This window comes from Methylobacterium oryzae, assembly GCF_021398735.1.
In the GTDB taxonomy this organism is placed as follows: Bacteria; Pseudomonadota; Alphaproteobacteria; order Rhizobiales; family Beijerinckiaceae; genus Methylobacterium.
The window spans coordinates 3,418,623-3,440,725 of the sequence record NZ_CP090349.1 but is presented as its reverse complement, the minus strand read 5'-3'; the positions used below and the strand labels follow the sequence as shown (position 1 = coordinate 3,440,725).

The following is a 22,103-nucleotide window of genomic DNA, read 5'->3' as shown; positions in this document are numbered from 1 at the left end:
CGTCGCAGCCATGAGCATCGCCCGCGAGGACTGGCTGCGCGCGCACGCGGCCCTCTGGTACGACGATCGCCGATACCGCCTGGCCTGGCTCGCCCTGCCGCAGGCCGTGACCTGCGCGGTGGCGGGCCTGTGCATGGCGCTGGCCGCGCAGGGTGTCTGGGGTCAGCCGGCCACCGCCTCGAAGGCGCGGCTCGCCGAGCTGAGCGCCCTGCGCGACCGGGCCGGCAAGGACGGCGACCGCAAGGCGTTCGACGCGCTGACCGCCGCGGCCACCCAGGGCCAGATCGACGCCGCGACCAAGCTCGGGACGCTCTACGACCCCCTGACCGCCGCCTACTTCCCGAACAAGCCCGCGCCGAACGATTTCGACCGGGCGGCCGCCCTCTACGGACCGGGCGCCGCGATCGGCGATCTCCTGGCGGTCACGCGCCTCGCGGACGTGCTGCTCGACCCGGCCAACCCCAACCGCGACCTCCGGCGCGGCTGCCGCCTGGCCCAGACTTGGATCGACGCCCCCGAGACGCTCGAGCGCACGATCACCGGCGAGGAGCGGCTGACCGTCAAGCTCGCCACCTGCTACGTCGAGCCTGAGAGCGGCCTGCCGCAGGACCCGGTGCGGGCCGGGGGGCTGGTGACCGCGGTGCTGTGGCGCCGCCACCGGCCGACGATGGACGCCTTCATCAACAATCTCGGGCAGCAGAACCCCGCCCTGGTGTCGGGCATCCAGCGGCACCTGGCCGAGCAGCGCCGGTACATCGGCCCGGTGGACGGGCGGCCCAATCCCGGGATCATCACGGCCCTCCAGGTGGAGGCGGGGATCACCAACACGGTCGCGACCCCGCGGCCCGAGCCGCGGCGGGTGACGCCCAAGGGCCCGGATCCGGAGGTGCTGGCCCTCCAGGCCGCCGCCCGGACCGGCGACCGGCGGAAGATGGCCGACCTGAAGAGCCGCGCCGAGGCCGGGGACGCGGACGCGCTCACCGCCTACGCGCGCCTGTTCAACCCGGTGATGAACAAGGGCGACGTCTTCGCGCCGGACGCGCAGGTCGCCGTCGCCGCCTACGAGCGCGCCGCGGCCGCCGGCAACGGCATGGCGGCCGGCGAGGCGGCGGTGCTGTACGATTCCGGCTACGGCAACGTCGCCAAGGATCCCCGGAAGGCCGCCGCCCTCGCCCTGCGGGGCGTCGACCTCAAGGACGACCAGATCACCTTCTGGCTGCTGTTCCCGGAGGCGGGCAACTGGAGCGACGGGTTCTGGGGCGCGATCCAGGCCGCGCTGACCGCCCGCGGCTTCTACACGCTCCCGGTCGAGAACAAGCGCAATTCCGCGGTCATCACGGCCCTGCGCGCCTACATGAAAGCCAAGTCATGAGCGGCGTCACGATCGGGACCGACCGGCTCCGGGCGCACGCGACGCTCTGGTACGCGGACGCGCGCTACCGCCTCGCCTGGCTGGTCCTGCCCCAGGCCGCGGTCGCCCTCCTGGCCGGCCTCGCCCTGGCGCTGCTGAAGCCCGCGGGCGAGTGGGGCAAGCCCGCCGACAGCAAGGAGAACGAGAAGCTCTATCTCGACCTGCTCGACAAGGCCGGCAAGGACGGCGACCGGGCCGCCTTCGAGAAGCTGCGGACGGCCGCCGAGGCCGGCGACGTCAGCGCCCGCTCGTTCATGGGCGCCCTCTACAATCCCGAATGGGCCGCGGTCTACGCCAAGAACCCGGTCAAGCCCGACGCCGCCAAGGCGCTGACCTACTACCAGAAGCCCGCCGACCTCGGCTTCCCCGGGGCCCAGCGCGGCATGACCGAGCTCCTGCTCGACCCCGCCCGCGGCCAGCACGATCTCAAGCGGGGCTGCCGCTACGGGCTGGCCTTCCAGGCGAACCCGGTCGCGGTCCGGAACAACTACCTCGATTCCTGGTCGACGCTCTACTGGATCGCCGGCTGCTACACCGATGCCGGGAGCGGCGTCCCGCGGGATCCGCAGAAGGCCGCCGACCTCTACATGAACACGGTGGCGGCCAAGCTGCCGCGGGCGGTCACCACCTTCACGGACGAGCTCGGCCGCCAGCCCCCCGACCTCGTGGCGGCGATCCAGCGCGACCTCGCCAAGCGCGGCTTCTACACCGGGCCGGCCGACGGGACGGCGACGCCGCAGACGCGCGCGGCCGTGCAGGCCCTGGCCGGCCGGGGTGCCGGCCCGCAGGGCAACGCGGGAGCTGGCAGTGCGGGGGCGGGCAACCCCGGAGCCGGCAACAGCGGAGCCGGAAAGCCCGCCGGCCCGCCGCCTCCGGCACCGCCCGCGGCGACGCCGAGCGTCGAGGACCTCATCGCGCTGTCGAAGAGCGCGGTCTCCAACGCCGCCGACGCGGCGAAGCTCCGGGGCCTGGCGGAGAGCGGCGTCCCGGTGGCGCAGTACCTCTACGCCGCGATGCACCTGTCCCCGGCCAACAAGGAGCAGCGGGTCACCGCGCCGGACGGCCCCCTCGCGAGCCGCTATCTCGAGCGCCTCGCGGTCGAGCGCTCCTTCGCCCCCGCGGCGGCCTCGGCGGCCTTCCTGTACGACCTCGGCGGCGCCGGCCTGCAGCGGGATCCCGCGAAGGCGGCCGACCTGACGATCCGCGCCCTCGAGCTCAAGTCCACCGAGATCCTGCAGAATCTCGAGCAGGACCAGTGGGGCGCCGGCTTCTGGGCCGCCCTCCAGCAGCGCCTCGCCGACCGGAATCTCTACCAGGGCCGCGTCGTCGACCAGCGCAACGACCGGACCATCCAGGCGGCGCGCCGCCTCCTCGGCAATCCATAGGAGACGGCCATCATGGGTCCCCGCCGCAAGGATCCCGCGCGGTTCCCGGCCCCCAGGGCCGGAAGCCGCATCGGCCACCGCACCGCCGCCCTGATGGCGGGCCTGCTGGCCGGCCTCCTCCTGCCCGCCGCCGCGCAGGCGCAGATCAAGGTCCGCAAGGCCGACTGCTTCTTCGCGGCCGACGGCAGGACCGTCATCGACGGGGTCTGCGAGTTCCTGACCGACGCGCGCAGCTACGGCGTGGGCGGGTTCCGCCTCGCCACCTACACCAACGGCTACCTGCGCGACGGCGTGGTCGTGTCGGTGACGGCGCCCGGCCAGGGCACGGCGACCTGGAACCGGGAGCCCGGCGGCAAGCCCGAGGACGGCCCCGCCGACAGCGTCACCGCGGAGGGCGCCTGCTGGACCGGGTCCCGGAGCCGGATCTGCGCCTGGAAGGTCGGCGAGGGCCGCCCCGGCTTCGGCGGCGCCCCCGCGGCGGCGCCCGAGGCCGGCGCCCCGCGGGCCGCCGACTGCTACCTCGAGGTCGCGGGCGATGTCCGCCTCGACGGGGCCTGCCAGTTCCGGTCGGAGACCGGGCAGACCGGTGCCCGCGGCTTCGAGATCCGCTCCTACGCCGCGGGCAAGCTCGACGTCGTGGCGCAGCTCGTCCGCGACCCGCAGAACCCGCTGAAGGCCACGGCCTTCTGGAACGGGTCGTCCGGGGGCCTGCGCGCCGCCGAGGCCCTCGGCGCCCTGTCGCCGAGCGGCCCCTGCTGGGACAATGACGGCGCCCGTCTCTGCGTCTGGCAGCCCGGCCAGCCCCGCGGCGGCTGGGACCGGCGGGCCGAGGCCCGGGCTCCGGCCCCGCCCGAGACGCCGCCGTCGCCGCCACCGTCACAGGCGCCGCCTCCGCCGCGCGACGGCGCGGAGGGGCGCGATCCGCCGCCGGGCACGTTCCTGAAGCTGTCCTTCAAGGGCCGCTGCGAGTCCCTGATGATGGACGGGGAGGACCTCACCGCGACCTGCGCCCCGGAGGCGGTGAACACCTCCGTCGTCGGCAGCCCGAAGGCCGGGTTCATCTTCGGCACCACCGACGGCAAGGCCATGGCGTTCATGGCCTCGGCCAAGGGCTTCGTCGAGGGCGGCACCCTGCACCAGCCCGTCGACGAGCTGATGTACGCCGAGCGCGACCAGTCGACCTTCAAGGTCAAGGGCACCTGCGAGATGCCCAACCCGATGGGCGGCCCGGTGGTCATCACCTGCAACGCCCAGTCGGCGAACAGCACCTACGCGGTCCGGTTCCGCACCGACGGCGGCAAGCCGGTCCTGACGCGCGGCGACGCGAAGTGAGGCTCTCGCCGCGGACCGGAATCGCCCGACCCGCGAACCCGAGGAGGATCCCATGGCACGACGCGTTGCGACGACGGGAGGGGCCGGCGGCACCGGGATCCTCGTCGGCCTCCTGGGGCTCTGCCTCGCGGGACCGGCGCTCGCGGGATCCACGAGCGTGACCGCGCGGCCCGGGGAGCGGGTCCGCCTCGACGGCTACGCCACCCACGAGACCCGACCGGGCTGCCCGTCCGTTCCGGCGGCCGCGATCGAGCTGGTCACGCCCCCGCGCGGCGGCCGCATCGAGCAGCGGCGCGAGTTCCTGGTCCTCGGCCAGAACATCGACGGCACCCCGTCGCGGGACGGCTGCCAGGACGTCGAGCGGGACGCGCGGACGCTCTACTACACGGCCCGGCCCGACTTCGCCGGCCACGACACGGTGTCGGTGATCGTCACCTTCGTCACCGGCGAGGAGGCCACCTACACCTACAGGATCACGGTGCCCGAGGGCGAGGGTCGGCGGGCGCCGGCGGTGTCCCAGGCACCTGCCCCCCGCGACGCGGGCCTCGCGCGGCCGGCCCCGGCGGCGCGCGCCGCTCCCGCCGAGCGGGCGACTCCGGCCGCGACTCCGGCTGCGACTCCGGCTCCGGCGCCCCGGGAGGCGAGCACCGGCGACTTCCTGCGCGACGCGGTCCGGGGCGCGGTCTCGGCCACCCGGCCGGCGCCGGCCGCGCCGCCCCCGAAAGCCGCCGAGGCCGCGGCGCCCGTGCCCGGCACGCCCGCACCGCCGCCGCAGCAGCAGCTGGCACCACCGCGCCCGCCCGCCGCGCCGCAGCTCTGACGCAGCTCCGGCGCGGACGGCCGGACCGGCCGCCCGCACCCCCACCGCCAAGCCGAGGACGAGTCCCGTGCATCAGCGCCTCCCGAACGCCCCCCGATCCGCGGCACCGACCCGACCGCGTCGGCGCGCCGGCGCCGGCGTCCTCGCCCTCGGATCGGCGCTCTGCCTGCCGCTCTGCCTGCCGCTCTGCCTCGCCCTGCCGGCCCGGGCGGAGGTGGAGAACAAGACCGCGCGCGCCGGCCAGCGGATCTTCCTCCAGGGCTTCACCTACTACTTCGCCACGCAGGGGTGCCGCTCGCGCGCGGCCACGATCGAGCTCGTCAGGCCGCCGCGCGGCGGGCGCATCGAGCAGCGGCGCGAGTTCCGGATCCTCAGCGGCAAGGTCGACGAGACGGGGGCGCAGATCCGGCAGCCGGACGGCTGCGAGGACGCCAAGAAGGACTCGATGTCGCTCTACTACACGGCACGGCCCGACTTCTCCGGACTCGACACCCTGTCGATCGACGTCACCTTCGGGGATGGGTCCACGGTGCCGTACACGTTCCGGATCACCGTGCCGCCGGGCGAGCCCCGCCGGGCCCCGGCGGTGTCGCAGGCGCCCGTCCCGCGCGCGGGCGGCGCCGGGCAGGCCGCGCCGGCGGCCCGGGCGACGCCGGCTCCGGCCCCCCGGGAGGCCGGCACCAGCACCGGCGACTTCCTGCGCGACACGGTCCGCGGCTCGGTCGCGGCCCCGCGGCCGGCACCGGTCGCGGAGCCTCCGAAGTCCGAGGCGGCCGCGGCGGACGCGCCCGGCGCGCCGCCTCGGACCGAGCCTCCGCCGCCACGCGCGATGGCGCCGGCGCCGCGCCCCCGGCCAGCGGCCACGCCGCAGCTCTGAGACCCGCGGGGCCGGCCGGTGCGGCCCGGCCTCGCTCATCCGGCGAATCCACGCCTGACCGGGCCCCCGCTGCACAGGTCCGGCAGGTCACCGACAGAGCCACCAGTAGAACCACCAGCAGAGCGAAGTGAGAGGCGCCCCATGGGATCGATGCGGAACGCGTCCATCTACGCGGCCATCCTATCGACGCTCCCGCTCCCGGCGGCCGCGGCGGAGACGTGCCGCGACCATTACCGGAGCGAGGGGACGCCGATGCTCCAGGCCATCACCTACAAGACGTGGATGATCTTCCCCTCGGTCAGCCCCAGGGCCGCGTTCGACCGGGTGACGCGGGCGGTCCTGGCCGAGGGGTTCGTGGGCGTGCACGTGGAGAAGGCGCTCGGCACCCTGACGGCCCAGCAGGAGACATCCGGTTCGGGGCGACCGCAGACGCTGCGGGTCGTCGTGCGCAAGGCCGGGGCGGGCAGCCGGGTCGACGCCCTGTTCATGGTGCAGGCCGGCCAGATCGGCCAGGACGTCGACCAGAACCTGTGCCGCATCGTCGATGCCGCGGCGCATTAGGCCCCCGATGCCGACCGGCTCCAGGCACGCGGCCCAGAGGCGAGGTTCCGATGCGCAGTCCGGTGCGAGCTTCGGGGCAAGGTTCGGGGCGATGCTCAGCGCGGGGCCGGCCGTGACGCGCCTCCCGGCGGCCACCCTCGCGGCAGCCCTCGCCGCTTTCCTCGCCGCAACCCTCCTGGCGCCGTCGTCGGCCCGCGCGATCGACTGCCGCAAGGCGGCCAGCCCACTCGAGCGCGTGATCTGCGCCGACCCGGCGCTCCGGAAGGCGGACGCCGCCCTGGGTGCGGCCTATTCCGGCCTCCTGCACAGCACGGACGACGCCGAGATCCGCGCGATGCTGGTCGCCAGCCAGAAACGCTGGGTGGCGGCCCGGGACACGTGGCTCGGCGACCTGGACGCGGCCGACGCGCGCGCCGTCGTGCTGAAGGCGATCCGGGCACGGACCGAGGACCTGTCCGGCCGCTCGAAGAGCGATCCCGCCCGACCGCACTGGATCGCGGCGGCGCAGCGGCAGCGGGCCTTCGCGGCGCGGTTCACCGGCGGCCCCTTCGCGGGGTTCGACACGGCGTGCGACTTCCTGCCCGTCGGGCAGGACCGGGTCTACGGGTGCTTCGGCAGCCGGCGCTACCAGAACGGCGACCGGGTCTGCACGCTGTCCGACGACTGGGCGAGCGGCCACACCTCCGAGACGCGCACGGTCGCGCGGGTCGTCGACGGCGCCGCGCGCACGGTCGCGACCTGCACGATCGGCGGGGGCGACGACGCGGAATGCCCGGGTCCCGACAGCGCCGACGGCCGCTGGGCGCGGCCTGCCGCCCCGGCCGTCGCCGGCGCGGCGGCACCCGCGGGACCTCGGCCCGTCCTCGACGTCGAGCTGGCCCCGGACGCCGATGCCGAGACCTGGCTCTCGGCGTGCCTGACCGACCCCGCCTATCCGCCGCCCGACCCGGTTTCGGCGGCCCGGACGGCCCCGGGATCGAGCCCGCCCGCGCCGGCGGGCGCCCCGAGCAGCCGGTGACGATGGGACCGCACGCCCCCGCGCCTGATCCGGGCCCTGCGCCGGCCCGGGGCCGCCGGCACGCTCTCGGTGACCACGACGGGCGACGGCGAACTGCCCGAGGTCCACGAGTACGGGGTCGCGTGCCGATGAGACGGATCCTGCGGGCGCTGCCGCTGATCGCCGTGACGGGCCTGGCCGCGACCGCCGCGGTCGCGGCCCCCATTCCCCCCTGCGCGGCCGACGCCGAGCGGCAGGCCCTCAAGCTGCTGCGCTTCCACAGCGACGGCGACGCGCGGGCCACGGTCGATCCCGCGTCCGTCCGGTCCGTCGGCACCGTCGCGTCCCTGGTCGGGACGCGGCGCTTCCAGGTGATCGAGGTGGAGGGCAGCATCTACAAGGGCGCGTATCGGATCCGGCTGATCTACGCGCCGATGCCCGGGAGCTGCGTGCTGATGGGGCAGGAGATCCTCGAGCGATCCGATCCCTACTGAGCACCGGCCCGCGGCCGGCCCTCCGGCCGCCCCGCGGGCGCTGTCCTCAGCGCACGCCGAGGCAGCCGGTCCCGGGCGCCGGCAGGACCAGCCAGGCGCCGCCCGCGTAGAGGCGCCGGACCGCGCCCGGCGCGGCGGGCCGGAGCACCAGATACGCGCGGCCGGCCGAGACCAGGGCCCCGTCGTCGGCGGCCGCCAGGGCGGCGGGGTTCCCGAGCGCCACCACGGTCTCCGGCTGGACCGCGAGGGCGGTCAGCGCGGTCACGCCGAGCCCCCCGGCGAGCGCCGCCGCGACGGCGCCGACCGGCAGGCCGCGCCGGGGGCGCCGATCAGTAATCGTAGGCATGCTCGAACCGGCCCCCCGCGGCCTCCACGTCGCGGATCTGCGCGACGAGCTGCTCTACCGCGGTGTCGTAGCCGACGCGCTGCCAGCCCGGCTCGGACTGGATCGGCATCGCGAACAGCGGCTCGGCCCCGCCGAGGGTGACCGTCCGGCCCGGCGGCAGGAGGACGGTGGTGAGGATCCGGTGGTTGCCGGCGATCTCCAGGACGTTCCGGCCCCGCGCGCCGAGGCCCCGGACGATCTCCGTGAAGGCCCGGTAGCGCGGCGTCTCCATCAGGGCGGCCGGGCCGCCGTCGCCGGCCGGGACGGGGCCGAGGAGGGTGATGCGCGGGTCGGCGGCCGCGTCGCCGGCATCGAGCCCCGCCACGACGCTGCGGATCGTCAGGCCGGCCGGGTCCATCCCGGCGAGCCACGCGATCCCCTGGGCGTAGGCCCATTTCACCCCGTATTGCAGCGTGAGCGCGCCGCGCCGCTCGACCGCCCGCAGGGACGGCGTGAACGGGACCTCGTGCCAGAGCCGCGACAGCTCCGCGTCGAACGGGTAGCGGTACCAGGGGGTCTGGCGCAGGAACGCGGCGTAATCCCCGAGCAGCCGGGCGTTGAACCGGTCCTCGTCCGTCGGCTCCGGCCCCCGCCACCACGCGGTCAGCGCCCCGAGGGTGCGCTCGTAGGCGCCCTGGATCAACATCTCGGCCGTGAAGCTCAGGCCGATCACGTAGTTGGTGACTTTCTGGCCCGCGGTGACGTCGCCGGTGCGCCCGGCCGCCCGGGTCGCTCCGCACAGGCTCGTCCAGAAGCCCGTCGTCGCCGCCCAGTAGTCGAAGGCCGATTCCGAGGCGGAACGCGTCACCCCGGCGAGGTCCGCGTAGGCGTGGACGATGTCCCATTCGGGGAAGGTGAGGTAGCTGTCGCCGGCCGCGCGCTTGTAGCCCTCGGGGGCGATCCCGAAGCGCGAGCCGCCCGCCGAACGCCCCGGCCCGGCGGGATCGGGCCTGACAGTGCAGCCCCCCTCGATCGCCGCGACGGGCAGGGCGCAGGCGAGGGCCAGAACGGCGAGGCCGGCGACCGCCCAGCGGACGACCCGTCGCCGGCGGCGGGGGGGCCGGGGGCTCACGCGGCGACCCCGGCCGCGGTCCGGGCGCGCCACGGCCACCAGCCGAGCACGACGCCGGCGAGGCCGAGGCTCAGGTGCGGGCCGTTGGAGAGGAGCGGGCTGTCCTGGAAGCCCTTCAGGAACAGCGACAGGTCGAGGAAGCTCGACCCGGTGAGCACGCCGACGACGCCGTCGAGCAGGTAGATCGCCCCGAAGGCCCGCAGGAAGGTCACGGCGGCGGAGCGCGACCACAGGCCGGCGGCGAGCGCCCACAGGCCGGAGGCGAGGTGGAGCGCGTCCTTGTAGACGTCGAGCCGGAACAGGCCGAAGACGCGGCCCTCCGCGTCCCGGAAGGCCGGGACGTAGTCGGTGGCGGCGGCGAACAGCAGGATGGCCGCGAAGGCGAGGGCGGCCACCTGTGGGGGCGTGGGTCTCATGGGCGTCTCCTGAGTCGGCACGCGCGGCCCGCGCGAGGCGGATCCGTGCCGGGGCGCGGTCAGGCCATGTAGGTCGACCACAGGGCGTTCCGGAACAGCAGCCCCGGATCGTAGCGGCGCTTGGCCGCCACGAAGGCGTCGAGCTTCGAATAGGCCCGGGCCATCTGGTCGCGCCGGGCGTGCAGGCGGTAGGGCAGGTAATAGGCCCCGCCGATCGCCACGACGCGCTCGATCAGGGCCTCGGTCATGCGCATCATCGCGGCCTCGTCGCCTGGGGTGAGCCCCTGCGAGAACGACATCACCGCGCCGATCCGCGGGCCCGGCGCGTAGGCCAGCGTCGAGTCCGGGTCCGCCGCCACGTAGCGCAGGGTGACGTTGAGGCAGTCGCAGCCCGAGCGCGGGATGGTCTCGCGGCAGGCGGCGAGGAACGCGTCGAAGCGCTCGGGCGGTACGAAGTACTCGTGCAGGATGTCGGTGCGGCTGCGGTCGCGCGAGGCGAGGTTGGCGACCGGCTCGTTCATCAGGCTGTTGCGGGTGGCGAGGCCGGGATCCAGGGTCGGGTTGAGCCGGGTCTCGGCGATCCAGCGGGCGCGCTTGCCGAACTCGCTGCCGACCTGGGCCCGGTAGATCTCCCGCGAGACCGCCGAGAACGCCCCCTGCGCGGCCGCCGCGGGCAGGACCTGCGGCGGGTGCTCGGTCTCCGCGTAGGTGACGAGGATCGCCTCGTCGAAGAATCCGGCCTGCGCAACCGAGAGCCGGCCGTAGGCCATCCGCAGGCGGGCGTCGCGCGCCACCGCCGCCGCGAAGGCCGGCGCGAAATCCGCGGCCGGCATCACCGCGAAGGTCGGCGTCAGGAGGCGGTTCGGCACCATCTCGACCACGAGGTCGACCACGATGCCGAACAGGCCGTAGCCGCCCATCGCCAGCCCGAACAGCTCGGCGTTCTCCTCGCGGGAGCAGGTCACGAGGCTGCCGTCGGCCAGGACGAGGCGGAGGGCGCGGACGGTGGAGCCGAACGGGCCGTGCGGCGCGGGCCAGCCGTGGGCGTTGACGCAGAAGGTCGAGCCGACCCCGAAATCGCTGTTCGACTGCATGACCGTCGGCGAGTAGCCGATCCGGTCGAGCTGCCGGATGACCTGCGACCAGCGCGCGCCGGCCCCGACCCGGTAGAGGCCGGCGGCTGTGTCGGGCTCGATCGGGCCGCCCTCCAGGGTCACGGCCGTCCCGTCGCGGGCGAGGCTCTGGGCGCCCATGGAATGGCGGGCGACGCCGACGGCGACAGGCCGGCCGGCGGCGGCGGCGTCCCGGATCTCGGCGCGCACGGCCTCGATCAGGGCGTCGGTCGAGCCCGTCGGGAGCACGGCGTGGCGCGTCACCGGGGTCGGGTTGAGGCCGCTCGCGTCGTTGAGGATGATCCGCGGCGCGGCCCGGGCCGTCCGCGGCAGCAGCGCGGCGGCCGCCGCGGCGCCGCCGCCCGCGAGGATCCCGCGCCTGCTCGGTCCTGTCCCGGCCATGCCCACCCTCGATTCGCGCCGGCGGGGCGACCGGCTCGCCCCGCCGGCCAACCCTGCGACGGGTTCGGATCCGGCGGCGTGAGATCACGCACGGAGCGCGGTGCGCCGCCGGCCGGGACGATGCCACGCCGCCCCCGGCGCGGTCGAGCGCCCGCGCTCCGGCCGTCGGCGCCGCGCGCCGATCCGTCCTCAACCGCGATTCTTCGACGGGTCGCGGATCGCGACGTTGACAGGCGTCCGGGGCCACGGCACGGCGGCGGAGGACCCGCTTGGCCGGAGCCCACGATCGCCGAGGAGGGAGATCCGCCATGCCGTCAGGCGCTTCGAACCGGACGGCAGGGGAGGCCCCGCGGCCGGAGCGGGAGCCGGTCCTGCTGCAGGATCCGCACGCCGTCCGCGAGCCGCGCGAGAACAACCTCGAGCGCGCGATCGGCCACGCGGTGCGCGAGCGCCGGAAGCGGCTCGGCATCACCTCGGCGGACCTCGCCGCGACGACCGGCCTGTCGCCCGGCATGCTGTCGAAGATCGAGAACGGCAACATCTCGCCGTCCCTGACGACGCTGCAGCTGCTCGCCCAGGCGCTCGGCATGCCGATCACCGGCTTCTTCCGCGGCTACGAGGAGGTCCGCAACGCGGTCTTCGTCAAGGCCGGGGAGGGGATCGAGCTGGAGCGGCGCGGCACGCGGGCCGGGCACCAGTACAACCTGCTCGGGCACATCCACGAGAACACCAGCGGCGTGACGGTCGAGCCGTATCTGATCACGCTCACGACCGATTCGGACGTGTTCCCGACCTTCCAGCACCCCGGCCTGGAGTTCCTCTACATGCTGGAGGGCGAGGTGCTGTACCGGCACGGGGACCGGCACTTCCACATGCAGCCCGGCGACAGCCTGTTCTTCGACGCCGATGCCCCGCACGGGCCGGCGGAGCTGCTCGTGCTGCCGGCCCGCTACCTCTCGGTGATCGCGTATCCGCAGTCGGGCCGCACCGGCTGACGGGCCGCGTTGTTCTCAAGAAGAAATCTTATTTCTTGAGGGTTGATTTCCGCCGCGCAGGCCGCCTATGCTCCGGGCGAACCCGCGACGGAGGTGGTGCCATGTGCGGCATCGTCGGATTGTTCCTGAAGGACCCCGCCCTGGAGCCGCAGCTCGGCGCGCTGCTCGCCGACATGCTCGTCACCATGACGGATCGGGGGCCGGACTCGGCCGGCCTCGCGATCTACCGGCCGCCGGCCCCCGGCCTGTCGAAGATCACCGTGCAGTCGGCACGCCCGGAGGCGGATTTCCCCGCCCTGGAGCAGCGCCTCGCGGAGGCCTCCGGCGGCTCGGCGCGGGTGGCGGTGAAGAGCTCGCACGCGGTCATCACCGTGGCGTCCGACTGCCTCGCCGCGACGCGCGATGCCCTGAAGGGCCTCGCGCCCGATCTGCGCGTGATGGGCGCGGGCGAGAGCGTCGAGATCTACAAGGAGGTCGGCCTGCCGAAGGACGTGGTGGCGCGCTTCGGCATCGCAGGAATGTCGGGCACCCACGGCATCGGCCACACCCGGATGGCGACGGAATCGGCCGTGACCACGATGGGCGCGCACCCGTTCTCGACGGGCGCCGACCAGTGCCTCGTCCATAACGGCTCGCTGTCGAACCACAACAACCTGCGCCGGAGCCTCGCCCGGGCCGGCATGGCCTTCGAGACGGAGAACGATTCCGAGGTCGCGGCGGCCTATCTCACCACCGCGATGGCGCGTGGCCGGGACCTCGGCGCGGCGCTCGCGGGGGCGCTCACGGATCTCGACGGGTTCTTCACCTTCGTGGTCGGCACCAAGTCCGGCTTCGGCGTGCTGCGCGACCCGATCGCCTGCAAGCCGGCGATCATGGCGGAGACCGAGCGCTACGTCGCCTTCGGCTCGGAATACCGGGCGCTCGTCGGCCTGCCGGGGATCGAATCCGCCCGCGTCTGGGAGCCCGAGCCGGCGACCGTCTACTTCTGGGATCAGCGGCAGGCCGCCTGAGCCGCTCCCCCCGCAGCCTTCACGGATCTCGCCCATGCCCGTCTTCGATCTGGCGGCGACGCCCCTGCGCGCCCTGAACCAGGCCCTCCACGGCGTCGCGCCGGGCGCCAACGACACCGAATTCGAGGTGCTGAACCCGCGGGGCCAGCACGCGGTCGCGGTCGGGATCGACGGGCCCGTCACCGTCACGGTGCGCGGCCCGGTCGGCTACTACTGCGCCGGCATGAACGACGGCGGCACCGTCACGGTGCAGGGCTCGGCGGGCCCGGGCGTCGCCGAGAACATGATGTCCGGCACGGTCGTGATCGAGGGCGACGCCTCGCAATATGCCGGCGCCACCGGGCGCGGCGGCCTCCTCGTCATCAAGGGCAACGCGGCCTCGCGCTGCGGCATCTCCATGAAGGGGATCGACATCGTCGTGCACGGCTCGATCGGGCACATGTCGGCCTTCATGGGCCAGTCCGGATCCCTCGTGGTCCTGGGCGATGCCGGCGAGGCGTTAGGCGACTCGCTCTATGAGGCGAAGCTGTTCGTCCGCGGCAGCGTGAAGAGCCTCGGGGCCGACTGCATCGAGAAACCGATGCGCCCCGAGCACCGCGCGCACCTCGCGGCCCTGCTGGACCGCGCCGGGGTCGCGGACGTCCGGCCGGAAGAGTTCCGGCGCTACGGCTCGGCCCGCAAACTCTACAGCTTCAACATCGACAACGCCGACGCCTACTGAGAGCGCGCCGCCGGAGTGGATACCGGTTCGGCGCGAGCGAGCGCGTCGAATCAAGGACTTAAAGCCGCTCCCGATCGGGAGCGGCTCAAGCGGGAGACCGGGCATGACCTATCAGAACCCGCCGATGCCGCCGCGCAAGTCGGCGACCTTCGACGACCACACCCTGGCGGAGATCCGCCGGGCCGCGGCCACCGGCATCTACGACATCCGCGGCGGCGGCACGAAGCGCAAGCTCCCGCATCTCGACGACCTGCTGTTCCTCGGCGCCTCGATGTCCCGCTATCCCCTGGAGGGCTACCGGGAGGCCTGCGGGACCGGCGTCACCCTCGGCACGCGATTTGCCAAGAAACCGATCGCGTTGAAGATCCCGATCACCATCGCCGGCATGAGCTTCGGATCCCTGTCCGCCAACGCCAAGGAGGCCCTCGGCCGCGGCGCTACGCTGGCCGGCACCTCGACCACCACGGGGGACGGCGGCATGACCGACGAGGAGCGCGGCCATTCCGACATCCTCGTCTACCAGTACCTGCCCTCCCGCTACGGCATGAACCCGCGCGACCTCCGGCGCGCCGACGCCATCGAGGTGGTGGTCGGCCAGGGCGCGAAGCCCGGTGGCGGCGGCATGCTGCTCGGCCAGAAGATCTCCGACCGGGTCGCCGCCATGCGCGACCTGCCCAAGAGCATCGACCAGCGCTCCGCCTGCCGGCACCCGGACTGGACCGGCCCGGACGATCTCGAGATCAAGATCGGCGAGTTGCGCGAGATCACCGACTGGGAGAAGCCGATCTACGTGAAGGTCGGCGGCGCCCGGCCCTATTACGACACCGCGCTCGCCGCGAAGGCCGGGGCCGACGTCGTCGTCCTCGACGGCATGCAGGGCGGCACGGCGGCGACTCAGGACGTGTTCATCGAGCATGTCGGCCAGCCGACGCTCGCCTGCATCCGCCCCGCCGTGCAGGCGCTGCAGGATCTCGGCCTGCACCGGAGCGTGCAGCTCGTGATCTCGGGCGGCATCCGCTCGGGCGCGGACGTCGCCAAGGCCATCGCGCTCGGGGCGGACGCGGTCTCGATCGGCACCGCGGCGCTCGTCGCCATCGGCGACAACGACCCGGCCTACGAGGAGGAGTACCGCGAGCTCGGCTCGACCGCGGGTGCCTACGACGACTGGCACGAGGGCCGCGACCCGGCGGGCATCACCACGCAGGATCCCGAGCTGGCGGCCCGCCTCGACCCGGTCCGCGCCGGCCGGAAGCTCGCCAATTACCTGAAGGTGATGACCCTGGAGGCGCAGACCATCGCCCGCGCCTGCGGCCACAACCACCTGCACAATCTGGAGCCCGAGGACCTCGTGGCGCTGACGCTCGAGGCCGCCGCCATGGCCCGCGTGCCGCTGGCCGGCACCGACTGGTACCCGGGCAAAGCGGGCTTCTAGGGCCCTTCAACCCCGCCGGTCGCGCCGGAACGGGGCGCGGCCGGCCCCCACCCGATCCGCGCTCAGGGGGCTGCCGTGACGACCGACCTTTCCGCCTACGCCGCCGAGCACGGCGTGAAGTACTTCATGATCTCCTACACGGACCTGTTCGGCTGCCAGCGCGCCAAGCTGGTGCCCGCGCAGGCGATCGGCGCCATGCAGCGCGACGGCGCGGGCTTCGCGGGCTTCGCCACCTGGCTCGACCTGACCCCGGCCCATCCCGACCTGTTCGCAATGCCGGACGCCGCCTCGGTGATCCGCCTGCCCTGGAAGCCAGACGTCGCCTGGGTGGCGGCCGACTGCACCATGGCGGACGCCCCCGTCGGCCAGGCGCCCCGGGTGGTGCTGAAGCAGCTCGTGGCGCGGGCCGCCGACGAGGGCCTGCGGGTCAAGACCGGCGTCGAGGCCGAGTTCTTCCTGCTGAGCGCGGACGGATCGGCGATCTCGGATCACCACGATCGGGCGGAGAAATCCTGCTACGACCAGCAGGCGCTGATGCGCCGCTACGACGTGATCGCCGAGATCTGCGACCACATGCTGGCTCTGGGCTGGAAGCCCTACCAGAACGACCACGAGGACGCGAACGGCCAGTTCGAGATGAACTGGGAGTACGACGACGCGCTGGCCACCGCCGACAAGCACGCCTTCTTCAAGTTCATGGTCCGCTCGGTCGCCGAGCGGCACGGCCTGCGGGCGACCTTCATGCCGAAGCCGTTCCCCGGCCTCACCGGCAACGGCTGCCACTGCCACGTCTCGGTGTGGAACACGGCCGGCACCGTGAACGCCTTCGCGGATCCCGAGATGCCGTTCGGCCTCTCGACCCGGGGCCGGCACTTCCTCGGCGGGATCATGCGGCACGCGCCCGCGCTCGCCGCGATCACCAACCCGACGGTCAATTCCTACAAGCGCATCAACGCGCCCCGCACGATCTCGGGCGCGACCTGGGCGCCGAACGCCGTGACCTGGACCGGCAACAACCGCACCCACATGGTGCGCGTGCCCGGGCCGGGCCGGTTCGAGCTGCGCCTGCCCGACGGGGCGGCCAATCCGTACCTGCTCCAGGCGGCGATCCTGGCCGCGGGCCTGGACGGTGTGGCGTCGGCGGCCGATCCCGGGCCGCACAGCGACGTCGACATGTACCGCGACGGCCACGCCGTCACCGGCGCGCCGCGCCTGCCGCTCAACCTGCTGGACGCGCTGCGGGCCTTCGAGGCCGACGAGGCCCTGCGGGACAATCTGGGCGGCGCGTTCTCCGTCGCCTACCTCAAGTTGAAGCAAAATGAGTGGGACAGCTACTGCGCCCATTTCACCGCCTGGGAGCGCGAGACCACGCTCGATGTCTGAGCCGGTGCTGCCGGTGACGCGCCGAACGGCGGACCGGCTCTTGCAAGGCCCAGTTCGATCCTGGCGACGGGGAGCGGGACGCGGACCGACATGCGTGTGATCCATCGTATCCTGGGCAGCCGGCACGAATCCGGGATGGCCGAGCGCCTGCACCATCTCGCGCATCACGGCGCGGTGGACGTGCTCGTCGTGTCGAGCACCGACGTCGCCCGGCGGCGGATCCGCGCGACCACCCAGTCCGGCGAGGAGATCGCCCTCGCCCTGCCGCGGGACGAGCCGCTCTTCGACGGGGCCGTGCTGGCGCTGGAGGCGGACCGCGCCCTCGTCGCCCGGGTCGGCTCCGAGCGCTGGCTCCGCCTCGTCCCGGACAGCCAGGCCGCCGCCCTCGAGCTCGGCTACCACGCCGGCAACCTCCACTGGCGGGTTCGCTTCGCCGACGGCGCCCTCCTGGTGGCCCTGGACGGACCGGCCGACGCGTACCTCGTCCGCCTCGGCGCCCTCGTCACCGACCGGCAGGTGACCCACACCATCCTCGACGAGGCGGCGCCGTGCTGAGCCGGCTCCTGGCGTTCCAGCAGGCCGACGCCGCCTTCCCGAGCGGGAGCTTCGCCTTCTCCAACGGGATCGAGGGGCTCGTCGCGGGCGACCCGGCCTTCGACACGGTGAGCCTGACGCGGACGCTCACGGCCCTCGTGCGCTTCCGGTGGGCGGAGAGCGACCGCGTCGCCCTGATCCTCGCCCACCGCGCCGGCCCCGATCCGGCCCGGCTCGGCCGCATCGACGCCGCCGTGGAGGCGGCCACCCTCGTCGAGGCGATGCGCACCGGCAGCCGGCGCAACGGCGCCTCCCTGCTGACCACCCACGCGCGGCTCGCCACGCCCGGTGCCGGGGACATTCGCGCCGCGATCCGGTCCGGGCTCATGCTGGGGCACCTCGCCACCGTGCAGGGCGCCCTGTGGCGGGGGCTGGGCCTGTCAGAAGCGGAGGCGGCGGCCGTCGCCGGCTACCAGCTCGTCTCCGGCCTGGTCTCGGCCACGGTCCGGCTCGGTCAGGTGGGCGCCATCCAGGGCCAGCAGGCCCTCCAGACGGTGCTGTCGCTCGTCGCGGAGATCGCCGAGCGGCCCGTGACCGAGGACCCCGACGGCGCGATCGTCCTCACGGGCTTCACGCCGCTGATCGAGGTCGCCGCGATGCGGCACGCGCGCGCCGACCTGCGCCTGTTCGCCAACTAGGGAGCGGGTGATGCTGCTCACGCCCACCGAGCTGGAACGTCTCACGATCTTCACCGCGGCCGAGCTCGCCCGCAAGCGCCGGGCCCGCGGCCTCAGGCTCAACTACCCGGAGGCGGTGGCGCTCATCACCGACGAGATCCTGGAGGGCGCGCGCGACGGGCGCAGCGTCGCCGACCTCATCGGCTGGGGCTCCACGATCCTGTCGACCGAGGACGTGATGCCGGGCATCGCCGCCATGCTGCCGATCCTGCAGGTCGAGGGCGTCTTCCCGGACGGCACCAAGCTCGTCACGGTCCACGAGCCGGTCCGCGCCCGGGCGGGCGCCCCCGCCGACACCCTGGAGCCCGGGGCGATCCTGCCGGCCGACGGCGCGATCGAGCTGGCCGCGGGCCGCCCGCGGGTCACCCTCGACGTCGTCAACACCGGCGACCGCCCGGTCCAGATCGGCTCGCACTACCACTTCTTCGAGGTGAACCGGGCGCTCGATTTCGACCGGGCGGCGGCCCTGGGCTACCGCCTCGACATCCCGGCCGGGACGGCGATCCGCTTCGAGCCGGGGCAGCGCAAGACCGTGACGCTGGTCGGCTTCGGCGGCGCCCGGGAGCTGACCGGGCTCAACGACCTGACGCAGGGGACCCTGCCCGACGACGCGGCGCGGGCGGCGGCCCTCGCCCGCGCCAAGGCCCGCGGCTTCAAGGGCGCCTAGGGAGAGTGCCATGGTGACGATCCCGCGCCGCGACTACGCCGCCCTCTACGGGCCGACCACCGGGGACGGGGTGCGGCTCGCCGACACCTCCCTGGTGGCGGTCGTCGAGCACGACCACGCCGTCTACGGGGACGAGTGCCTGCACGGCGGCGGCAAGACCCTGCGCGACGGGATCGGGATGGCGCCCGGGGTGACCGCCGCGCAGGGCGCGCTCGACTTCCTCCTCTGCAACGTCGTGGTGATCGACCCCGTCCTCGGCATCCAGAAGGGCGATCTCGGCATCAAGGACGGGCGGATCGTGGCGCTCGGCAAGGCCGGCAACCCGGCGATCATGGACGGCGTCGACCCGCGCCTGATCGTGTCGGCCGGGACGACGGTGCGCGACTGCGAGGGTCTGATCGCGACGCCCGGGGCCATCGACGTGCACGTGCACTTCGATTCCGCCGGCCTGCCGGACCACGCGATCGCCTCCGGCGTCACGACCCTGCTCGGCGGCTCGCTCGGGCCGATCACCGTCGGCATCGATTCCGGCGGCCCGTTCAACACCGGCCGCATGCTCCAGGCCGCCGAGGCCTGGCCGGTCAATTTCGGCTTCCTCGGGCGCGGCAACACCCACCGGCCGGCCGCCCTGAAGGAGCAGCTGGAGACCGGCGTCCTCGGCCTCAAGATCCACGAGGACTGGGGCGCGATGCCGGCCGCGATCGACGCCTGCCTGGGCTTCGCCGACGCGTACGACTTCCAGGTCCAGCTCCACACCGACACGCTGAACGAGTCGGGCTTCGTGGAGGACACGCTGGCGGCGATCGGCGGCCGCACCATCCACATGTACCACACCGAGGGGGCCGGGGGCGGCCACGCGCCGGACATCATCCGGGTCGCCGGGCTGCCGCACTGCCTGCCCTCGTCGACGAACCCGACCAACCCCTACACGGTCAACACCTTCGACGAGCACCTCGACATGACGATGGTGTGCCACCACCTCAACCCGGCCCTGCCGGAGGACGTGGCCTTCGCGGAGAGCCGCATCCGCGCCCAGACCATCGCCGCCGAGGACGTGCTCCACGACATCGGGGCGATCGCGATGCTCGGCTCCGACAGCCAGGGCATGGGCCGGATCCACGAGGTCGTCTGCCGGACGTGGCAGCTCGCCTCGAAGATGAAGGACCAGCGCGGCCCGCTCCCCGAGGAGAGGCCGGGCTTCGGCGACAATGCCCGGATCAGGCGCTACATCGCCAAGTACACGATCAACGCGGCGCGCACCTTCGGCATCCAGGAGCATGTCGGCTCGCTGGAGCCCGGCAAGATGGCCGACATCGTGGTCTGGCGGCCGGCCTTCTTCGGGATCAAGCCGGAGCTCGTGATCAAGGGCGGCTTCATCGCCTGGGGCGCGATGGGCGATTCCGCCGCCTCGCTGATGACCTGCGAGCCGGTGCTGATGCGCCCGCAATGGGGCGCCTTCGGGCGCGCCAAGCAGGCGCTCTCGGCCTGCTTCGTCCACCCCCTGGCGATCGAGGCCGATCTCGGCGGCCGGCTCGGCCTGCGCAAGGCGCTCCTGCCCGCCCGCGGGACCCGCACGCTGACGAAGGCCGACATGCTCTGGAACGACGCCTGCCCGGAGATCCGCGTCGACCCGCAGACCTTCGACGTCTTCGTCGACGGCGTGCTCGCCACCTGCGAGCCGGCCCGGACTCTGCCGCTCGCCCAGCGCTACATGCTGCGCTGAGCGGCGCCGAACCCCGCCACCCCTCTCACGGCCCCGCTCCCCATGACCGACGTGACTCCCGCGAACGCCGCCCGGATCGGGATCGGCGGCCCGGTCGGATCCGGCAAGACCGCGCTGATCGAGCGGCTGATCCCCGTGCTGCGGGCGCGGGGCGTCGATCTCGCGGTGATCACGAACGATCTCGTCACCAAGGAGGATGCCGAGCGGCTGCGCCGCTCCGGGCTGATCGATCCGAGCCGCGTCGAGGCGGTGGAGGCCGGGGCCTGCCCGCACACGGTGATCCGGGAGGACCCGACCCTCAACATCGCCGCGGGCGACGCGCTGGAGGCGCGCTTCCCGGGCCTGCAGCTGCTCGTCTTCGAATCCGGCGGCGACAACCTCGCCTCGACCTTCTCCCTCGACCTCGTGGACTGGTGGATCTTCGTGATCGACGTGGCCGGCGGCGACGACATCCCGCGCAAGCGCGGCCCGGGCGTGCTGCGCTGCGACCTCCTCGTGATCAACAAGGTCGACCTCGCGCCGCATGTCGGCGTCGACCTCGACGGGATGCTCGCGGAGGCCGCGCGGGTCCGGAGCGGCAGGCCGGTCCTCGCCACGAACGCGCGCGCGGGCCTCGGCATCGACGCGGTGGCGGATGCCATCGGCCGGGCCGTCCTGTTCGCGCCCTAGCCGTGCCCGACGACGTCCAGACCGGCCGCCGCGCGACGGCCCGCCTCGGCTTCGTGCGCGGCGGCGGGACCAGCGTGCTCGCCGACCAGCACGTGCCGTACCCGTTCCACATCACGAAGCCGTTCCGCCTGTATCCGCAGCGGCCGGAGCTGATCACGCTGTACCTGCAATCGGCCTCCGGCGGCCTCTACCGCGGCGACCGTCTCGGCCTCGACATCACGATGGGTCCGGGCTCGGCGGCGCACGTCACCACCCAGGCCGCCACGGTCGTCCATCGCAGCGCCGACCAGCCGGCCCGCCAGGACACGCGGATCCGCGTCGGCGCCGATGCCTTCCTCCACTGCGTGCCCGATCCCCTGATCCTGTTCCCCGGCGCCGCCCTCTCGGCCTCGACCCGGGTCACGCTCGAGCCCGGGGCCCGTGCCGTCGTCTCCGAGAGCATTGCGTGTCACGACCCGGAGGGCCGCGGCAGGCCGTTCGAGCACGTCGAGCTCGCCCTCGGCATCGAGACGGCGGCGGGGGCCGTCCTGGTCCGCGAGCGGGCGCGCATCGCCGGCGCCGAGTTCCGCGATCCGGCCTCGCCGCTCGGCCCGTGGCGGGCCTACGGCGCCCTCGTCATCCTCGGTCCGGCCCCGTGCCTGCCGGATCCCGGGGACGTCCAGGCCGCGGCCGACCGCACCGGCTGCCGGGCCGGGCTCAGCCCGCTGCCGAACGCGGCCGGGCTCGGCCTCCGGCTCCTCGCGCCCGACGGCGGCACCCTGGCGGCGGGGCTGGAGGCGGCCGCTGGTCGCGCCTTCGCGGCGCTGACCGGGCTCGCCCCGGCGCGCCGCCGCAAATAGGAAGCCGGCGCCCGGGATCGCCGCCGCCGATATGGGCAGGCTGCCGATGTTTTCATCTTGCGAAATTTATTTTCTTTTGAAGAAATATGCCGAAGGAGACGATCCGTGCGCGACGGCTGATCCGGTGCG

The 22,103-nt window shown here is 73.9% G+C and carries 23 protein-coding genes; 19 read left to right on the top strand and 4 right to left on the bottom strand.

Annotation, left to right across the window (positions count from 1 at the left end; translation table 11 throughout):
* Positions 1 to 10: 10 nt before the first annotated feature.
* The 8 genes from LXM90_RS16375 to LXM90_RS16340 all read left to right on the top strand — a co-directional run bounded on the left by LXM90_RS16375 (position 11) and on the right by LXM90_RS16340 (position 7,877).
* Entirely contained in the window at positions 11 to 1,372 is a 1,362-nt protein-coding gene (locus tag LXM90_RS16375; protein ID WP_026605243.1) for a hypothetical protein, read from the top strand.
* Positions 1,369 to 2,796 (top strand): peptidoglycan-binding protein, encoded by a 1,428-nt coding sequence (locus tag LXM90_RS16370; RefSeq protein WP_020095157.1) that lies wholly within the window; start codon positions 1,369 to 1,371, stop codon positions 2,794 to 2,796. The genes LXM90_RS16375 and LXM90_RS16370 overlap by 4 nt, the downstream gene beginning before the upstream one ends.
* 12 nt (positions 2,797 to 2,808) lie before the next feature.
* A complete protein-coding gene (locus tag LXM90_RS16365) occupies positions 2,809 to 4,128 on the top strand; it encodes a hypothetical protein (protein WP_234080792.1) in 1,320 nt (439 codons plus the stop codon).
* 52 nt (positions 4,129 to 4,180) lie between these two features.
* On the top strand, positions 4,181 to 4,948 hold the full coding sequence (locus LXM90_RS16360; protein WP_020095159.1) for a hypothetical protein: 768 nt from the start codon (positions 4,181 to 4,183) through the stop codon (positions 4,946 to 4,948).
* Between the two features lie 67 nt (positions 4,949 to 5,015).
* Positions 5,016 to 5,825: a hypothetical protein gene (locus LXM90_RS16355; RefSeq protein WP_026605244.1), complete on the top strand. Its 810-nt coding sequence runs from the start codon at positions 5,016 to 5,018 to the stop codon at positions 5,823 to 5,825.
* A gap of 141 nt (positions 5,826 to 5,966) precedes the next feature.
* Positions 5,967 to 6,386, top strand: a complete 420-nt coding sequence (locus LXM90_RS16350) for a hypothetical protein (RefSeq protein ID WP_020095160.1) — start codon at positions 5,967 to 5,969, stop codon at positions 6,384 to 6,386.
* Positions 6,387 to 6,498: 112 nt separating this feature from the next.
* Entirely contained in the window at positions 6,499 to 7,404 is a 906-nt protein-coding gene (locus LXM90_RS16345) for a lysozyme inhibitor LprI family protein (RefSeq protein ID WP_234080791.1), read from the top strand.
* Between the two features lie 128 nt (positions 7,405 to 7,532).
* Positions 7,533 to 7,877 (top strand): hypothetical protein, encoded by a 345-nt coding sequence (locus LXM90_RS16340; protein ID WP_020095162.1) that lies wholly within the window; start codon positions 7,533 to 7,535, stop codon positions 7,875 to 7,877.
* A gap of 46 nt (positions 7,878 to 7,923) precedes the next feature.
* On the opposite strand, the gene LXM90_RS16335 is transcribed toward LXM90_RS16340, so the two are convergent.
* From LXM90_RS16335 to LXM90_RS16320, 4 genes are read right to left on the bottom strand one after another with little or no spacing between them, the layout of a single operon-like run.
* Positions 7,924 to 8,223 (bottom strand): hypothetical protein, encoded by a 300-nt coding sequence (locus LXM90_RS16335; RefSeq protein WP_020095163.1) that lies wholly within the window; start codon positions 8,221 to 8,223, stop codon positions 7,924 to 7,926.
* Positions 8,207 to 9,334, bottom strand: a complete 1,128-nt coding sequence (locus tag LXM90_RS16330) for a hypothetical protein (RefSeq protein WP_043713076.1) — start codon at positions 9,332 to 9,334, stop codon at positions 8,207 to 8,209. Before LXM90_RS16330 ends, LXM90_RS16335 begins: the two co-directional genes overlap by 17 nt.
* Entirely contained in the window at positions 9,331 to 9,750 is a 420-nt protein-coding gene (locus tag LXM90_RS16325; protein WP_026605246.1) for a DUF4383 domain-containing protein, read from the bottom strand. Before LXM90_RS16325 ends, LXM90_RS16330 begins: the two co-directional genes overlap by 4 nt.
* 59 nt (positions 9,751 to 9,809) lie before the next feature.
* The gene (locus LXM90_RS16320) at positions 9,810 to 11,264 is read right to left on the bottom strand and encodes an FAD-binding oxidoreductase (protein WP_234080790.1); all 1,455 of its coding nucleotides are present in this window, start codon (positions 11,262 to 11,264) and stop codon (positions 9,810 to 9,812) included.
* 308 nt (positions 11,265 to 11,572) lie between these two features.
* Here LXM90_RS16320 and LXM90_RS16315 point away from each other — a divergent pair, with 308 nt between their 5' ends.
* From LXM90_RS16315 to LXM90_RS16265, 11 genes are all read left to right on the top strand, one after another.
* Entirely contained in the window at positions 11,573 to 12,259 is a 687-nt protein-coding gene (locus LXM90_RS16315) for a helix-turn-helix domain-containing protein (RefSeq protein WP_020095167.1), read from the top strand.
* A 101-nt stretch (positions 12,260 to 12,360) separates the two neighbouring features.
* Positions 12,361 to 13,269: a class II glutamine amidotransferase gene (locus LXM90_RS16310; RefSeq protein ID WP_234080789.1), complete on the top strand. Its 909-nt coding sequence runs from the start codon at positions 12,361 to 12,363 to the stop codon at positions 13,267 to 13,269.
* A gap of 34 nt (positions 13,270 to 13,303) precedes the next feature.
* Positions 13,304 to 13,990: a GXGXG domain-containing protein gene (locus tag LXM90_RS16305; protein WP_020095169.1), complete on the top strand. Its 687-nt coding sequence runs from the start codon at positions 13,304 to 13,306 to the stop codon at positions 13,988 to 13,990.
* A 103-nt stretch (positions 13,991 to 14,093) separates the two neighbouring features.
* Positions 14,094 to 15,422, top strand: coding sequence for an FMN-binding glutamate synthase family protein (locus LXM90_RS16300; protein ID WP_020095170.1), 1,329 nt, complete (start codon positions 14,094 to 14,096; stop codon positions 15,420 to 15,422).
* A 75-nt stretch (positions 15,423 to 15,497) separates the two neighbouring features.
* Positions 15,498 to 16,805 (top strand): type III glutamate--ammonia ligase, encoded by a 1,308-nt coding sequence (gene glnT, locus LXM90_RS16295; RefSeq protein ID WP_020095171.1) that lies wholly within the window; start codon positions 15,498 to 15,500, stop codon positions 16,803 to 16,805.
* A 90-nt stretch (positions 16,806 to 16,895) separates the two neighbouring features.
* Positions 16,896 to 17,360, top strand: a complete 465-nt coding sequence (gene ureE, locus LXM90_RS16290) for an urease accessory protein UreE (protein WP_026605247.1) — start codon at positions 16,896 to 16,898, stop codon at positions 17,358 to 17,360.
* Complete coding sequence (locus LXM90_RS16285) at positions 17,354 to 18,037, top strand: urease accessory protein UreF (RefSeq protein WP_020095173.1); 684 nt, start codon at positions 17,354 to 17,356, stop codon at positions 18,035 to 18,037. The genes ureE and LXM90_RS16285 overlap by 7 nt, the downstream gene beginning before the upstream one ends.
* A gap of 10 nt (positions 18,038 to 18,047) precedes the next feature.
* Positions 18,048 to 18,743: an urease subunit beta gene (locus tag LXM90_RS16280; RefSeq protein ID WP_020095174.1), complete on the top strand. Its 696-nt coding sequence runs from the start codon at positions 18,048 to 18,050 to the stop codon at positions 18,741 to 18,743.
* A 10-nt stretch (positions 18,744 to 18,753) separates the two neighbouring features.
* Positions 18,754 to 20,466 carry an urease subunit alpha gene (ureC, locus tag LXM90_RS16275; RefSeq protein WP_020095175.1) on the top strand — a complete coding sequence of 571 codons (1,713 nt, stop codon included), beginning with the start codon at positions 18,754 to 18,756 and terminating at the stop codon, positions 20,464 to 20,466.
* Between the two features lie 42 nt (positions 20,467 to 20,508).
* Positions 20,509 to 21,135 carry an urease accessory protein UreG gene (gene ureG / locus LXM90_RS16270; protein ID WP_020095176.1) on the top strand — a complete coding sequence of 209 codons (627 nt, stop codon included), beginning with the start codon at positions 20,509 to 20,511 and terminating at the stop codon, positions 21,133 to 21,135.
* Between the two features lie 2 nt (positions 21,136 to 21,137).
* Complete coding sequence (locus tag LXM90_RS16265) at positions 21,138 to 21,974, top strand: urease accessory protein UreD (protein ID WP_020095177.1); 837 nt, start codon at positions 21,138 to 21,140, stop codon at positions 21,972 to 21,974.
* The last annotated feature ends 129 nt before the right edge of the window (positions 21,975 to 22,103 follow it).

Coding starts and splice junctions, on each gene's coding strand:
- LXM90_RS16375 (WP_026605243.1), top strand. CDS start 11: ATGAGCATCGCCCGCGAGGACTGGCTGCGCGCGCACGCGGCCCTCTGG.
- LXM90_RS16370 (WP_020095157.1), top strand. CDS start 1,369: ATGAGCGGCGTCACGATCGGGACCGACCGGCTCCGGGCGCACGCGACG.
- LXM90_RS16365 (WP_234080792.1), top strand. CDS start 2,809: ATGGGTCCCCGCCGCAAGGATCCCGCGCGGTTCCCGGCCCCCAGGGCC.
- LXM90_RS16360 (WP_020095159.1), top strand. CDS start 4,181: ATGGCACGACGCGTTGCGACGACGGGAGGGGCCGGCGGCACCGGGATC.
- LXM90_RS16350 (WP_020095160.1), top strand. CDS start 5,967: ATGGGATCGATGCGGAACGCGTCCATCTACGCGGCCATCCTATCGACG.
- LXM90_RS16340 (WP_020095162.1), top strand. CDS start 7,533: ATGAGACGGATCCTGCGGGCGCTGCCGCTGATCGCCGTGACGGGCCTG.
- LXM90_RS16335 (WP_020095163.1), bottom strand. CDS start 8,223: ATGCCTACGATTACTGATCGGCGCCCCCGGCGCGGCCTGCCGGTCGGC.
- LXM90_RS16325 (WP_026605246.1), bottom strand. CDS start 9,750: ATGAGACCCACGCCCCCACAGGTGGCCGCCCTCGCCTTCGCGGCCATC.
- LXM90_RS16320 (WP_234080790.1), bottom strand. CDS start 11,264: ATGGCCGGGACAGGACCGAGCAGGCGCGGGATCCTCGCGGGCGGCGGC.
- LXM90_RS16315 (WP_020095167.1), top strand. CDS start 11,573: ATGCCGTCAGGCGCTTCGAACCGGACGGCAGGGGAGGCCCCGCGGCCG.
- LXM90_RS16310 (WP_234080789.1), top strand. CDS start 12,361: ATGTGCGGCATCGTCGGATTGTTCCTGAAGGACCCCGCCCTGGAGCCG.
- LXM90_RS16305 (WP_020095169.1), top strand. CDS start 13,304: ATGCCCGTCTTCGATCTGGCGGCGACGCCCCTGCGCGCCCTGAACCAG.
- LXM90_RS16300 (WP_020095170.1), top strand. CDS start 14,094: ATGACCTATCAGAACCCGCCGATGCCGCCGCGCAAGTCGGCGACCTTC.
- ureE (WP_026605247.1), top strand. CDS start 16,896: ATGCGTGTGATCCATCGTATCCTGGGCAGCCGGCACGAATCCGGGATG.
- LXM90_RS16280 (WP_020095174.1), top strand. CDS start 18,048: ATGCTGCTCACGCCCACCGAGCTGGAACGTCTCACGATCTTCACCGCG.
- ureC (WP_020095175.1), top strand. CDS start 18,754: ATGGTGACGATCCCGCGCCGCGACTACGCCGCCCTCTACGGGCCGACC.
- ureG (WP_020095176.1), top strand. CDS start 20,509: ATGACCGACGTGACTCCCGCGAACGCCGCCCGGATCGGGATCGGCGGC.